This window comes from Pseudomonas sp. PA-4-8C (assembly GCF_021606625.1).
GTDB classification, from domain to species: Bacteria; Pseudomonadota; Gammaproteobacteria; order Pseudomonadales; family Pseudomonadaceae; genus Aquipseudomonas; species Aquipseudomonas lactis.
Genome location: NZ_WKCD01000130.1, coordinates 1 through 14,226, shown reverse-complemented (window position 1 = coordinate 14,226; position 14,226 = coordinate 1). Strand labels below are relative to the sequence as shown.

Genomic DNA, 14,226 nt, shown 5'->3' with positions numbered 1-14,226 from the left:
GCTCTTGCTCCTCCAGCAAAAAAATGTTGTAAATCCTTATGCTGCAATAGCACCCCCTCGTTTAAACTGAAAACCCGAGTTGCTTCCACCGCAGGCAAGCCACCCCCCCCTTTTTTTATTCTCCTCCGCTCCCCCCACCCCCCCAGTACCCCACACCCTTGAGTTCCTCCTCTTTGCCCTTGTGCGTGTCCAGCAGCCCCCGCCGTACCTGGCGCGACAGCTTGGTTTCGGTGGCGACGAAGCTGTACAGCGTGCCGCTGGGCAGCGTCAGGTTGCGCACCACATCGAGCAGGTCATCCTGGCCGCGCAGCACCCAGATCACCTCCACGTCGGCCGCGCTGACCAGCACCTGCTGTTCCGCCGCATCCGCGATTTCAATCACCGCCAGCACCTTGCGCCCCGCGGGCAATTCTTCCAGGCGCCGAGCGATGGCCGGGATCGCCGTTTCATCGCCAATCAGCAAGTAGCTGTCGAAGATATCCGGCACGATCATCGAGCCACGTGGCCCACCGATATACAGGTGCTGGCCGACCTGAACCTGCTCGGCCCAGGTGGAGGCAGGGCCATCGCCGTGCAGCACGAAGTCGATATCCAGCTCGCCTTTGCTCAGGTCGTAACGCCTCGGCGTGTAATCGCGCATCGCCGGTTGCGGGCCGTCGCCCTTGATGTTGAACGTCGGGCTTTCCAGCGCGGCTTGTTCTTGGGCGTTCTGCGGGAACAACAGCTTGATGTGGTCGTCGCTGCCCAGGCTGATAAAGCCCGCCAATTCCGGCCCGCCCAGGGTGACGCGGCGCATGCGCGGGGTGAGATCGACCACCCGCAATACTTGCAGGCGGCGGCGTTTGATTTCGTGGGTTACGCGATGAATGGTTTGTGTGTTCATTGGTCTGTCCCGTCGGCAATGGCTTGGGCGGTGCGATTGAGCAGCGCCGCGACACGAATGATTTCTTCCGGGCTCCAGTGCCCGTTGTGCGAATGCAAGGCGTGGCGCAGGTTGTGCACCGCTTCATGGATTTGCGGTGGGCGGTCGTGGCCACGCAGCGAGCGCTTGCTGACATCCAGGCGCATGCGCACACCGTCCAGGGCAACGGCTTGCTCGCTTAAGAAGAGACGACCGGGGTCGGTGATTGTGTAGCGTTTTTTTCCGCCATCGGCGTCGCCGCTGATCAGCTCGCTCTCTTCAAGAAAGGTCAGGGTGGGGTAGATCACGCCGGGGCTGGGACTGTAGGCACCGTCGAACAGGCCCTCGATGCGGCGGATCAGGTCGTAGCCATGGCAAGGTTGCTCGGCGATCAGTGACAACAGCAGCAGCTTCAGGTCGCCAGGGGCGAACACCCGTGGGCCGCGACCGCCGCGTTTTTCAAACTCGCCGCGATGTTCGTGTTTCATGGGCAGGTCCTCTGTGCAGGTTTAGATATAACGTAAGATATATCTTAATGCTAAGGATAGTACCTGGCGACCAACGGTCGTTGGCGGTTGCACAGGCTTGGTCCGCGAAGCAACTAACAACTATTGGACCTGATTGGATTTTAGAGCTATAACTTTAATTAGAGTTGTAGCTCGAATTTATATCTGAACTTGTTATTTGCCAGGCGCTGCTTAGTCTTGTGGTACGCTTCTTACAGCAACTTCTTTAGCACATTTTTAGCGTGTAGCTTATTTCCTACGGATACTTTTAAAGTTTTGGCGAAATGCCATCTTTTTCGCTCAAGCCCTGTTTACAAGGGCTACGTGAGTTTTGGAATGTACCTGCATACCTGCTTTTAGTTTGGCTTGATCATTGTCTTGCAGTGCGTAGTTCAACTAACTACGCCTGCTAATTCGTTGTTAGGGACCTCCTTGGCAATGAACCATTCAATGTTGTCAACTACAGGTATTGACCATGTTCAAGAAGTTTGCTGTCGCTGTTCCCCTGGCCGTTCTGGCGCTATCTTCCTCGGTAACGGCTATCGCTGCCGGTGAAGCCAGCCACACCGTCAACCTCAAGGCAAACATCCCGACCACCGTGTTCCACGCCCAGCCGCGTGATCCGAACTGGGGTCGTGACGAAACCATGACCTACAACCTGGTCAGCGGTGAGTTGGCTCCCCTGAGCGCCATCTACGACATCAAGAACACCAACGGTTCGGTTCACGCCTACATCGAAGGCGGCCCGGCTGTGCTGTTCAACGGTGATGCCGCGCAGAACATCGCGCTGACCACCACCCTCAATGGCGTGACCCTGACCGGCTCTCCGCAGGAAGTGGTCAATGAAGCCGACTCCACCCCAGGTATTGGCGCTGAAATGCGCATCGTCGCGGCCAAGCCTTCGGCTACTCAGCGCGGTTCCTACACCGCGGTGATGCCGGTGGTATTCGACGCGGTATTGCCAACGCTTTGATGTGCCAATGAATGCCCGTTGAACACGGGCATTTACTTGCAGGTCGGCTGACTTTCCTCCTCGGTCCGCCGGCCTGGTTTTTTCCAGTCTTTTGGCATTCAGAGTGTTCCGTTCATGTTTCCGATGACGCCTATCGCGACGGCGCTTGCGCTGTTGATGTGTACGAGTGCCCTGGCCGCACCTGCTGCCTCGGGCGCTTTGACTACCGGCAATCTGCTGAGTCAGGCCCAAGGCTTGCCCGCCGGTTTTGCCGATCACTTTTTCGACGTGCCGCTGGCGGTACGTGTAGACCTTGACCAGCAGTTGCTGGGCGAGGCGCTGATTGTGTTGACCCGGGATGATCGCGTCACCCTGCTCGAGTTCACCGACACCGGTGACAGCAAGGTCCCGGCCGCCACCCGCGACACCTGGCAAGCCCTGCTGGAAATGGGCGTGGCGCTGGGTGCCTGTACCCAATCCTGTCCGGAAAAAATGCTCTCGGCGTTCTACAACCTGGAAAACTCCCAGTTGGCGATCATCACTCAGAATGTCGAGCTCAATGACGATGCACCGCGCTTTTACCAGCAACCGGAAGACGGCAGCCTGGGGTTGATCATCAACAACCAGCTCAACCTCAACGGTGGCCAGGACAACAAACTGGGCGGTCGCTACGGGCTGCAGGCCAGTTCCAGCATTGGCAACTGGAGCCAGGTGTTCAACCTGCAACTGGCGCGACAGAGTGGCGATAACGAACAGATGCGCCACGCGATCCATGAGCTGTACACCCAGCGGGAAATGGAAGGGCAATTTTTTCGCCTGGGTCATTTCACCCCCAATTCCGACGGCCTGACCCGCCAACTGCGCAGCTTCGGTGCCAGCCCTGACACAGCGCTGGGCCTGATGTACGGGAGTTCCGACAGCTTGGCCATCAACAATGCCAAGCCCAGCGTGTACCCGATCTATGTCACCGCCAACCGCCAGGCGGCGGTGGAGATTTACCGCAACGGTCTGTTGATCAACACCCAAGCCGTGGCAGCCGGCCTGCAAACCCTGGACACCCGGCCATTGCCCGGCGGTATCTATGAAGTGGAAGTGCGCCTGGTGGAAGACGGCCTGACCACCAGCACCACCCAGGAGTTGGTGTACAAACCCAGCAACTGGCGCAACGCCGAAGACCCGTGGCGCTACAACCTGTTTGCCGGGCGCGAGACCAAGCTGTTCAGCAATTGGGACGAACAAGCCTCTGGCGCGATGACTGCGGGCGCGTCCATCAACTACCTGTTGCACCCACGGGTGATCCTCGGCCTGTCGGCACGCCAGGTGCGTGAACAACTGCAGTACGGCGGTTCGGTGGACTGGACGGTGGCCAACAACACCAGTCTCTACACCAACCTGTACCAGACCCAGGACCACGGCACCGGCATGGACCTGCAAGCGCTCTACACCTTGGGCGCCACCAACCTGGTGTTCAGCCACACGCGCAGCTGGCTCGACACCCGCGACACCTACGAAACCCTGCCGGACGGCACCCGCCTGCGCCGCAATACCTTCGTGGGCGAGGCCAGCAACACGGCGCTGTCGGTCAACCACCGGCTCGATGCGAAAAACACCCTGAACATGCGCCTGTCCCACAGCGAAGGCAATGTCGAGGGCGCCGGTATCGACCTGGGTTGGAGCCGTCATGACAAGCTGTTCGGCAGCGATGCCAACTGGCGCTTCTCGGTGTTCGACCGGCCCGGTACCTCGGGTACCAACGACGCGCGCAATCGTGGTGTAGACGTAAGTGTCAGCATGAACCTGGGCCGCGATGGCCGGCAGATCTCCGGCAGCATCGGCACCCGCACCGCCCGTGACGGCGGGCGTGACAACAACGCCTCGGTGACCTTGCGCCAAGACCTGACCGACCACTTCCTGCAAAGCGTCTCGGCCACGGCGATCACCGACACCTATGGCGTCGGCCTGTCGGGCATGGCCAGTTTCAATACCGACGCGATCAGCGGTGACGGCTTCGTGCAGCGCAGTTCCTTCAACGGCGACTTCAGCGGTGGCCTGAACCTCAACAGCACCCTGGTGGCCGGTGCCGGCAAGGTATTGCTGAGCAGCCAGTACCAGGGCAACGGTGCCGGCATGATCATCGACGTGGAAACCGACCTCGACGAGATCGCCTTGCGCGCCGATGACCTGGGCGGCGGCAGCACCCTGTTGCGGCCCGGGCGCAATTATGTGCCGGTGTCGGCCTACAAGAGCAGCAGCGTGGCCTTCGACTTTGAAGGCAACCACCCACCGGCGGCCAATATCCAGCCGGCGCGCTCCAGCTACCACCTGAACAAGGGCGGTGTGGACTACCGCAAAGTCACGGTGATGAAAACCGTCACCGTGCTGGGCCGCTTGCTGGATGAACACGGCACACCTCTGCGCGGCCACCACGTGATCAATCACGCCAGCCGTGGGGTCAGCGAAGTAGATGGGTTCTTCTCCATGGAAATGAGTTCCAGCTCACCCACCCTGCAAGTGCGCTACCAGAACCAGCTGTTGTGCCAGTTCCGTCTGGACCCCAGCAAGGCGCCAAGCGAAAGCGACGTGCTGATGATCGGCGACTTGCGCTGCACGCCGGATACGTTGGCCGAAGTCGCCCATGCGTCAGAGGCGGCCGGATGAATTTTTTACCCAGAACAGCATGCGTTCGCAGCAACGAGTTGATCAGCATGAACAAGCCTGGCAACACAATGTGGCGCGCTGTCGTATTGGCCGCTTCGTTGGGTTCGTTCACCCCGTGGGGCCTTGCGGCCACGCAAGACATTACCGCTGAGTTCCGACCGGACCCTAGCAATCCCATGGTGAACAGGTTCACCAATACCACCCCGCAGAGCGGGGTATGCCCTGGGCATATGCCGGCACGGTGTGAAGCATTGGGGATTTTCAGTATCCGCACCTGGGATATCAACTTTGTCGCCACCGGCCCGATAGAGGCCAACCATGCGGATCCGCGTCAAGGCTTGATGTTCAAGGTCCCCTCCGAGTGGCGCAGTTTCGAGGTGATATCACCCAAGGGCGACCGCAAAACCGTCGAGATGCGTATCTCGGGTATTGGCAGCCGTTTCAATACAACCAACCCTCCGGGCGTGCATGCGTGGAGTTCATTACCCGCCAACTGGACGCATCCACCTTCCCCCTGCCAATACACCGGCATGTGGGCGGCGGCCCCCACGTTGCGGCTGTGGTTCTGGCTGGTACCGGAAGGTGGCGGTGCGTGCAATCTAGTGACGCCGTTCAATGTTCCCTCCTCCAGTTTCAGCATGCTTGAGTACACATATGAACTGAGGACACCTAACCCCCTGGACATGGATGCTGGGCAATACAGAGGGTCGATTACTTACGGGGTCGGGCCGCACCAGGATTTCGATTTTGGTGACATTTACCGGCCAAACGATGATGTGCTGACCTTCAACTTCGACCTTCGAGTGGAGCACAACCTCAAGGTTGACCTGCCCCCCGGAGGCAACCGTATCGAGCTGTTGCCCGAAGGCGGCTGGCAAGCCTGGCTCAATCGCGGGCGGCAACCTTCGAAGCTGTTCCGCGACCAGACCTTCGTCATCTCGGCCAGTACCCGTTTCAAGATGCAGCTCGAATGCAGCCTGGCCATCGGCAACACCTGCGGGCTGCGCAACGGGGACGGCGACGAGGTGCCGCTGCAGGTCGGCGTGACCCTGCCATTTGGCTTGCGCGACCAGTACGGCCAGGCCGTGAGCAAGCTGCCCTTGCGCCTGGACGGTTCCGGCACTGAGCTGTTTCAGCCCGGCCACTACGTGAACAGCCGCCCCGCCAGCCTGCACTTTGCCGTGGAGCGAGACGACGTGAAGGAAATGCTCAAACAACCGGGCAGCACCTACACCGGCGTGGTCACGGTGATCTGGGATTCGGAAGTCTAGGCAGGCATCTACCGCACATCAGCCGCTGGGCTGGGTTCAATCAATGAGGCGTAATCAAACATGAAACAAGCAGTGTTATCGGTCGGGCTGTTGCTGTTGTCGTTGTCCGCTCAGGCGGGGCCGGCGATCAACGTGGGGGTGGTGTACGACTACCTGGAGGGCGATCGCAGTTCCTACCTCAAGCGTGTCTATAACGGCGGCACCAGTACCGCATTCATCAAGGTCAATGTGCTGGAAATCGTCTACAACGCCGACGGCACCTCCAAGGAAGTGCCGATTACTTCGATGACTGACGCCAAGGGCGGCGCCACCAACCGTGACGGCCTGATGGCCAGCCCGGCGCGGCTGATCGTGCCGGCGGGCGGGCGTCAGGGCACCCGCTTGCTGTACATGGGCCAGCGCGACACGGAACGTTACTTCCGTGTGCGCTTCATCCCGGTGGTGCCGGAAAAAGAAGACGACTTTGCTGTCACCGATGAAGAGCGGGCCGAGTACAAGGACGCGCTGGCCGCCGGGGTCAACGTCATGGCCGGTTATGGCACGGTGTTTTTCGTGCGCCCACAGAACACCCGTTTCGACACGCAGATCAGCCAGACCACCAGCCAGTACACCTTGCGCAATGCCGGCAACAGCGTGGTGGTGCTCGATGAGTTCCGGGACTGTTCGGTGGCGAAGAAAACCGACTGTGAAGCCACCACCAAGCACCACATCCTGCCCGGCCGTCAGCTGGTGTTCGAGAAAAAGCCCGAGCGCCAGTTCAGTTTCCAGCTGATCGAAGGCCGCGACAAAAAACCGATGACGGTCAACAGCAACGGGTGATGACAATGTTCAAGCAACTGACGGCACTGGCGGTACTGATGACCCCTGTGTTCCTGGGCGAGCCGGCGCAGGCGTTCCAGGAACGCCACAGCTTCGATGTGTCGGTGACCATCCCGATCGAAGAGGCCTATGTGCTGCCTTCCGAGCCGGATTGGATGGGGCATGACCAAGTGCTGGCGTGGGACCTGGCGACGGCGCGGCTTGGCCGCCTGCGCAAGAACTTCGACGTCAAGAACATCAACGGTGGCGTGACCGCCCGCCTGGGCGACACCCCGTACTTGCTGAGCGGGCGCAACCGTATCGAGTTGCAGGTGTTGTTCAATCGGGTGCCGTTGACCCTGGATGCCACGCAGGTACTCAGTGCCGAGGAGGCGCGCCCGGGGCGCCGCGCCGAACTGGAGATTGCCGCTATCGAACCACCTGACGGTTACCGCGGTGGCGAGTATTACGGCACGGTGCACTTGATGTTCGATTTTCCCGCGCCATAAGCCTGGCGAGTGAAACCTTGTGGGCCCGCGATACGGAGCGATTATGCGACTGTTCACCGTTACAAAAAAATGGCTGGGGCCTTGTGCGCTGGCGCTGGGCCTCAGCTGGGCGAGCCTGCCGGTGCAGGCGCTGGAGCAAAACATCTCGGCGGTGTTTCGCCCTGACCCGACCAACCCGATGGTCAATAAATTCCAGAACACCACCCCCCACAGTGGCATCTGTGCCTGGCATGTGCCGGCGCTTTGCGAGTCACTCAACACCTTCAGTATTCGTACCGACGCGTTGGCGTTCGACTCGATCGCGCCCATCGAGGCGAACCATGAAGACCCGCGTAAAGGCGCGTACTTCAAGGTGCCCTCTGCCTGGCGCGACGTGCAGGTAACTCATGTCGCTACTGGCGAACTTGAAACGGTGCAGATGCGCATCGCCGGCTTCGGTGGCCGATGGAGCCTGGGTGGTGGCGCGCGGGTGGGGGTGTGGTCCCGTGATGGAAACTCCTGGGATTATCCCTGGCGTTACGGTATGGGAGATTGCCGGGGCGTCGGCTACATTGCGGCGGCCATCACTTACGCGTTGTACTTCTGGACCATTCCGGAAAATGCGGGTGCGTGCAATGTGGTCCCCAGCTTGCCTATTCCGCGGATGAGGTATAACCCCGTCGAGTATGGCTATGAACTCAAGACCCCCAACCCGCTGGGCATGGCCAGTGGTGAATATCGGGGTTCGGTCACGTACAGCATCGGGCCGGGCGGGGATTTTGACCTGGGTGATGTGATGATACCCAACGACAACGTGTTGACCTTCAACTTCACCCTGTCGGTAGAGCACAACCTCAAGGTGGACCTGCCACCGGGAGGTAACCGCATCGAATTGCTGCCCGAAGGCGGCTGGCAAGCCTGGCTCAATCGTGGGCGGCAACCGGCGCGGCTGTTCCGTGACCAGACTTTCGTGATCTCTTCCAGCGGACGTTTCAAGATGCAGCTCGAATGCAGCCTGGCCATCGGCAACACCTGCGGTCTGCGCAACGGCGCGGGCGACGAGGTGCCGCTGCAGGTCGGGGTGACCTTGCCTTATGGCTTGCAAGACCAGTACGGCCAGGCCGTGAACAAGCTGCCTTTGCGCCTGGACGGCAGCGGCACCGAGCTGTTCCAACCCGGCTATTACGTCAACAACCGCCCCGCGAGCCTGCACTTTACCGTGGAGCGGGACGACGTGAAGGAAATGCTCAAGCAGCCCGGTAGCACCTACACGGGCGTGGTCACGGTGATCTGGGATTCGGAGGTCTAGGTTTGAAAGCGGTTGGGCGGCCAACGACTTCAGTGGCTGGCACGCCACCCAATCAGGAACCACCACACATCACCTCACCCGACCCTTGCAGATAAGGCATCAACAACGGCGCCATGCCTTTGAGCACTTGCACCGGCAACGCCGAGGTGAATTTGAAGCCTTGCGCCGAACTGCCGGGCACAAAGGCGGTGAGTGTGCCGAAGTGGTGGTCGCCGATAAAAAACACAAAAGTGGCGGTGCGGTTGATCGCCTTGGAACTGATCAAGCGCCCACCGGCACCCATTGCCTGGATGCGGTTATCGCCCGTGCCGGTCTTGCCGCCCATGGCCATTGGCGTGCCGTCGGCCTGGGTGAAACTGCCCGACACGCGTTTGGCCGTGCCAGCGTCCACCACTCGCGACAACGCCCCGCGCAAGGCGCTGGCAACTTCGGACGGCATCACCCGTTTGCCGGGGTCGGGCGTGTTGACCACACGGGTGTCGTAAGGGGTGCCGGCGGCAAAGTGCAGGCTGTCGATGCGCAGCACTTTGCCGCGCACGCCGTCGTTGAGGATGATGCCCATCAGTTCCGCGAGCGCGGCGGGGCGGTCTCCCGAACTGCCGATGGCGGTAGCCAGCGACGGTACCAGGTGATCGAACGGATACCCCACCGCTTGCCAGCGCTGATGAATATCCAGGAAGGCTTCGACTTCGAGCATGGTGCGGATACGGCTGTCGCGCGCGCCTTGATGACGGCTCTTGAACAGCCAGCTGTACACCTCCTGGCGTTCGAACTGGCTGGCCTTGACCACTTCGCTGAAGGTGGCCTGCGGGTGGTTGAGCAGGTAACCGAGCAACCACAGGTCCAGGGGGTGGACCTTGGCGATATAGCCTTGGTCGGGCAGGTCGTAGGTGCCGGGGCCGTAGTCCTTGTACAGGCGTTGCAGGCGCTCGTCGCTGAGGGCTGCGGTGGTTTTTACGCCGGTCAGGTGGGAGCGCACGAAGCGGTTGAAGGTGTCCTGGTTTGCTTCAGGAAACAGGTAGCGATGTACGGCCGCCAAGCGAATCGCGGTGGGGTGCAGGCTGTCGAGGAAGGTTTCCAGGCGCGCCTGGGTGTCTTTTTTCTGGTACTTCTTCCAGAACTTGAGCAGGAAGGTGGTGCCTTCGCGGTCGGCAAACCGGGCCAGGTATTCCTGGCGGCGCGGGTCGCCGTCATCCTTGAGCAATTGCGCACTGTTGTTGGCGCCGGCATAGGTGACGTAGCGCGTCAGGTCGCGCATGAGGCGAATGAACGGCAGGTTGATCGACTCGCGCAGCGCGTCACGCAATGTGGGGCTGCGGCCGTTGTCTTCGTTGCGAAAATTATGGAAATAATGCATCCCGCCGCCGGTGAAAAACCCTTCGTTGGGGCTGGCCGAATAGGTGCGGTCCAGGGCGGCCTCAAGCATGGTCGCCAGGGATTTGTCCGAAGCCTGCAGCAAGTAATCGACGGCCCAGCGACTGAGCCGGTCTTGCTCGGCGATGTCGGCCTTTTTCAACGCTGCTGGGGTTTGTGTGGCGTAGCGATCATGCAGTTCGCTGATGATTTGCAAGTAAGTGGTGAGCACCCGCAACTTGGCGGTGGAACCCAGTTCCAGCTTGCTGCCTTCGTTGATATCGAAGGGCTGGTCGGTGTTGTCGGTTTGCACCCGCACCCGTGATCCGTCGGCGGTGCGTTCGAACAGGGTAAAACTGTAGCGCACTTGCGGCGTGCTGGCGGGCGTCAGCAGGCGTTCGCCGAGCAGGCCGATGTTGCCCGCGAATGCCGGGTCGGCCAGTTGCTTGAGGTAACCGGTCACCTGGTTTTGCAGTTCGGCCTGCAAGGTGCTGGTGGCCGCGAGGTCAAGGCGGTCGAGATCGTACAGCGGCCGGTTGAGCAGGGCCGCCAGGCGGCTGCGGGCTACGCTGACGCCTTTGTTGCTGTCGATCGGTTGCAGTGTGGGCTGCTGCAGCCAGTCGCGATAAGTGACGCGCGCGGCCAGTGCAGCCTTGAGCAACGTCGGGTCGATTACCGCGTTCTGCGCCAGCAGCCGCAGGTGGCTGTCGGTAAGTTGCTTGAGTTCGTCGCGACCGTTGGCCAGGTAATGGGAAGGGCGGCGCTGGGCGATCATCAACGACAACACCTCACGTAATGCCAAGCCCCGTGCCGCCAGGCTGGCCGGTGTGGTGGCGGTATCCTGAAGCGCGCGGTTGACCTGGGCGAAATCGGCGCCGTACCACACCCGCAACCCTTCGGCCATGCCATGCACTTCGCCGTGGCCCGGCACGGCCGACAGGGGCACGCTGTTGAGGTAATCACGCACTATGTTGCGCCGCGCCGCAAGCGTATCGGGGCCATGCTGGTAAGCGCGCACGCTGGCGGAGAGCATCTGGCGGATTTTCTCGCTGCCCGACAGGGTCAGGCCGTCGGGCGAGTGGCGGTACTTTTCCAGCTGGGTGGCCAGGGTGCTGCCGCCTGCCGCTTGCCCCGGCAGGTGCAACTGGCGCGCCACTTGCGACCAAGCAGCTTTGGCGAAGCGCGGCCAGTCCACGGCGGGGTTGGCTTGCGCCGGTTCGGGATCGAGCAGTGCACGGTTTTCGATAAACAGCAGGCTGTGGATCATCAGCGGGGGAATGTCATCGAAGCGGGCGTACAGCTGGGTCGGGTAGTTGAATTGATACAGCGGCGCCGCGCGGCAATCGGTTATGGTCAAGCCGGCCTGGATCTTCTCAGCGTAGGGGATAAACAAGCCGTGACGGCTGTAGTCCATCAACGCCTTGGAAAAGCGCGCCTGGGACTCGATCATGTAGTTGCGCTTGAGCAAACGCGGCAGGAACTCGCCCAGTGCGCTGTAGCCCAGGCGCTGATCGAAGGGGCCCGCGCCGGGGTACACCAGTGCATCGCTGGCGCCGGGGGCCACCCGGTAGGTCAGCTTCGCCGCCCACTCGCTGAATATACGAGCCTGCCAGCGTGAGGTCTGCGCCTCCCGGTGCGCGGCGAAACCCAGAGCGATCAAGGCCATCAACGCAATCAACCAGCCCACGCGACGCCAGGGTCTGGTTTTTTTCGGCAAAGGCGCTGGTGACGGGCTGTCGGGGTCGAGGTCAGCCTGGGGGGGATCAGTGTGCTGCAGAGCGCCCATAGTCGATTGATCCATTCCTACAGATTGATCGGACTTGTCTGAAGCGTAGACGCAGTTTGTCGGTCAGGAGGGGACAAATCCAAATGTAGGAGCGAGCTTGCTCGCGAAAACCGTCAACGATAACGAGTGCTTCCTGAATGAGCGCGGCGCCTGTGAGTTTTTCGCGAGCAAGCTCGCTCCTACGAAGGGCAGGCATTTGGGGTTGCCCCAAGCAGCGCTAACTGTTTACAGCCGCCAGTTCTGCACCAGCCAGTAGCGTCTGCGGTTTAACCGCATACCGAGCCCCTCATGACACCTCCCGATACCTCAGCAGACTCACCCCGCCAAACCACCCTCGAGCAAATCGAAACCCTGTTTGGCGAACCGCCCTCATTGCCGTTAGTCGCGCAAGACAGCGCCCAGGCTTACTTGGACCAGCACCTGGGTACCGGCATATGGCAAGCCGGCCTGATCTACATCGGCACCGCCAATGACAGCGACGGCACGCTGGCTTACCAGTCCCTGGCCGAACGTGTGGTGCAGCGGCTCGCCAGCGCGAAACCCACGCTGCTGGTGCCGGACTTTCATAAGGTCGTGCAGCGGCGTCGAGAGATCTTCGAGCCGGGCGGGCCGACCCTTGCGCAACTCGAGCCGCTGATCAACCGCTGCGGCGCGCTCTTGCTCGGCGCCTATGCGCAACGCCTGCAAGCCTGGTGGCGTGAAGCATTGCCGGTGGACATGACGCGCTGGGGTTACCTCTCGGACGACCTGCTGGCCTTGCTCTACGACTCACCCAAACCCCCTGGCCTGAGCGAGGCGCAATTTGCCACGCTGTTCCCCAGGCACCTGCTGCACCCTGTGCGGCCGGATCGACAATGGAATGCTCATGGTGACGCCCTGCGCGTTCGTGCCTTGTACCAGCCAGGCCGGGATGGGCCGCAGATGCTGCCCGTGCTGGTGCTCAGCCATGGGCAACAAACCCTGATGTTCAGCCCCGCCAGTGGTATCCACCCGCTAGCCCGCCTGGACGACGTCGCCGCGCTATTACCGGCCTATGGTGCGGTAGGCCAATGGTTTGCCCAGGACGTTGAGGGCGATCCCTTCGACGCCCTGGCGGCCAGTTACCTGGCGCAGCAGTTACGCGACATCGACAGCATCGACCGCCACCAACCCCTGTTGCCGGGGCAGCACCAGAGGCTGTTGGACCATATCACCGACCCACGTCGCTGGTTCGTTGCCAGCCTGGCTCCCTTGCAACAGACCCTGCGCAGCGCAATGCCAAACTGGCTTGTCCAGGCCGACGATACCGACAGCATCGCCTATGCGCGCCTGCTCCAGAACCTGGTGCTGGCCCGCCAGCTCAGCAACGGCCAGCACTTTCTGGACGGCATTGACTCGATCCGGCAGTTTGCCGACAACGCCTTGCAAACCTGTCTGCGCACTGAGCCCGCTGCCCAGAAGCTGCGCGCGCAAGATATCCAACTGACATTCAATCGGGTCGTTGCCGCCGCCGTCCCGGTGCCGGGAGGCTTTATCGCCGGGGAAGTAGACCCGGTCACCCTGACCTTGACCGAGTTGGCCCTGGAAAACCTGGCCGGCTTTCCCCACACCGCCAGCGACATCACTCTCAAGGGCGCCAAAGCTCCCAAGTGGCTGACCTACAGCCTGCTCCAACGCTGTGTGACCAAGGCCGACGTGGGCCAGGCCTACCCGGACATGCTGAAGGAAAAGCTGCTGGATGACCCGCAAGAGTCGGCGCGCCGTTTGCAGTTGTTCCAGGCCCAGTTGCGGGTTCAACTGCCGATGCTGGCGCTGGCGTTGAAGATCAAGGCCGAACAGGGCCTGACCGAAGCCGGCTTTCAATGTGTGCACGCCGCGTTGCAAGCCTCGGCTGCTGAACGCAAGGTGCAAGGCCAGGCCATGGCCGTGTGGCCGCTGGCGTTCAAGGCCGCGCCCGGTGCGGTGACGGACGAGGTGACCAACCAGTTCATCATCGGGCCTCGGGATAAGAGCGTTGGCGTACACCTGTTGTACCGACCTTTGCTGACGCCGACGTTGCAGGCGTTTACCTCCATCGAGGCACTGCTTGACGCGATCAAGGCCTCGGGTGCCTTGCAGGAGCAGGTACTGGCGTGGCTGGCCCCGGCTCGGCAAGCGGTGTATGCCCAGGGTGGTTTTAACGAACCGCATATCCGCCATTTCCTGCCTGGCGATGAATTCACCGC

The 14,226-nt window shown here is 61.3% G+C and carries 9 protein-coding genes and 1 pseudogene; 7 read left to right on the top strand and 3 right to left on the bottom strand.

The annotated features are described in order from the left end of the window. Positions 1-115: 115 nt before the first annotated feature. Together GIW04_RS18590 and GIW04_RS18585 are read right to left on the bottom strand one after the other, a co-directional pair. A complete protein-coding gene (locus GIW04_RS18590; protein ID WP_236479106.1) occupies positions 116-883 on the bottom strand; it encodes a siderophore-interacting protein in 768 nt (255 codons plus the stop codon). Beyond that, positions 880-1,389, bottom strand: coding sequence for a PadR family transcriptional regulator (locus GIW04_RS18585; protein ID WP_003188886.1), 510 nt, complete (start codon positions 1,387-1,389; stop codon positions 880-882). Before GIW04_RS18585 ends, GIW04_RS18590 begins: the two co-directional genes overlap by 4 nt. 493 nt (positions 1,390-1,882) lie before the next feature. Between GIW04_RS18585 and GIW04_RS18580 the strand changes: the two genes are divergently transcribed. The 6 genes from GIW04_RS18580 (at position 1,883) to GIW04_RS18555 (ending at position 8,883) form a co-directional block, all read left to right on the top strand. Then, the gene (locus GIW04_RS18580; RefSeq protein ID WP_003188887.1) at positions 1,883-2,380 is read left to right on the top strand and encodes a CS1 type fimbrial major subunit; all 498 of its coding nucleotides are present in this window, start codon (positions 1,883-1,885) and stop codon (positions 2,378-2,380) included. Positions 2,381-2,494: 114 nt separating this feature from the next. Further along, positions 2,495-5,017 carry a CS1-pili formation C-terminal domain-containing protein gene (locus tag GIW04_RS18575; protein WP_120248716.1) on the top strand — a complete coding sequence of 841 codons (2,523 nt, stop codon included), beginning with the start codon at positions 2,495-2,497 and terminating at the stop codon, positions 5,015-5,017. A 47-nt stretch (positions 5,018-5,064) separates the two neighbouring features. Then, a complete protein-coding gene (locus GIW04_RS18570; RefSeq protein WP_232964738.1) occupies positions 5,065-6,288 on the top strand; it encodes a hypothetical protein in 1,224 nt (407 codons plus the stop codon). Between the two features lie 60 nt (positions 6,289-6,348). Further along, complete coding sequence (locus GIW04_RS18565; protein WP_094774878.1) at positions 6,349-7,107, top strand: pilus assembly protein; 759 nt, start codon at positions 6,349-6,351, stop codon at positions 7,105-7,107. 5 nt (positions 7,108-7,112) lie between these two features. Further along, the gene (locus tag GIW04_RS18560; RefSeq protein ID WP_003188892.1) at positions 7,113-7,595 is read left to right on the top strand and encodes a CS1 type fimbrial major subunit; all 483 of its coding nucleotides are present in this window, start codon (positions 7,113-7,115) and stop codon (positions 7,593-7,595) included. Positions 7,596-7,638: 43 nt separating this feature from the next. Then, the gene (locus tag GIW04_RS18555; protein WP_094774879.1) at positions 7,639-8,883 is read left to right on the top strand and encodes a hypothetical protein; all 1,245 of its coding nucleotides are present in this window, start codon (positions 7,639-7,641) and stop codon (positions 8,881-8,883) included. Positions 8,884-8,935: 52 nt separating this feature from the next. Here the strand turns inward: GIW04_RS18555 and GIW04_RS18550 are convergent, their stop codons facing one another. Beyond that, positions 8,936-12,022, bottom strand: a complete 3,087-nt coding sequence (locus tag GIW04_RS18550) for a transglycosylase domain-containing protein (protein WP_034134328.1) — start codon at positions 12,020-12,022, stop codon at positions 8,936-8,938. A 288-nt stretch (positions 12,023-12,310) separates the two neighbouring features. Here GIW04_RS18550 and GIW04_RS18545 point away from each other — a divergent pair. Beyond that, a pseudogene (locus GIW04_RS18545) lies at positions 12,311-14,226 on the top strand (hypothetical protein); the annotation flags it as partial.

What these genes read in the sequence shown, in the direction of transcription:
- GIW04_RS18550 (WP_034134328.1), bottom strand. Translation starts at nt 12,022, where the DNA reads ATGGGCGCTCTGCAGCACACTGATCCCCCCCAGGCTGACCTCGACCCC.
- GIW04_RS18555 (WP_094774879.1), top strand. Translation starts at nt 7,639, where the DNA reads ATGCGACTGTTCACCGTTACAAAAAAATGGCTGGGGCCTTGTGCGCTG.
- GIW04_RS18585 (WP_003188886.1), bottom strand. Translation starts at nt 1,389, where the DNA reads ATGAAACACGAACATCGCGGCGAGTTTGAAAAACGCGGCGGTCGCGGC.
- GIW04_RS18580 (WP_003188887.1), top strand. Translation starts at nt 1,883, where the DNA reads ATGTTCAAGAAGTTTGCTGTCGCTGTTCCCCTGGCCGTTCTGGCGCTA.
- GIW04_RS18570 (WP_232964738.1), top strand. Translation starts at nt 5,065, where the DNA reads ATGAACAAGCCTGGCAACACAATGTGGCGCGCTGTCGTATTGGCCGCT.
- GIW04_RS18560 (WP_003188892.1), top strand. Translation starts at nt 7,113, where the DNA reads ATGTTCAAGCAACTGACGGCACTGGCGGTACTGATGACCCCTGTGTTC.
- GIW04_RS18575 (WP_120248716.1), top strand. Translation starts at nt 2,495, where the DNA reads ATGTTTCCGATGACGCCTATCGCGACGGCGCTTGCGCTGTTGATGTGT.
- GIW04_RS18565 (WP_094774878.1), top strand. Translation starts at nt 6,349, where the DNA reads ATGAAACAAGCAGTGTTATCGGTCGGGCTGTTGCTGTTGTCGTTGTCC.
- GIW04_RS18590 (WP_236479106.1), bottom strand. Translation starts at nt 883, where the DNA reads ATGAACACACAAACCATTCATCGCGTAACCCACGAAATCAAACGCCGC.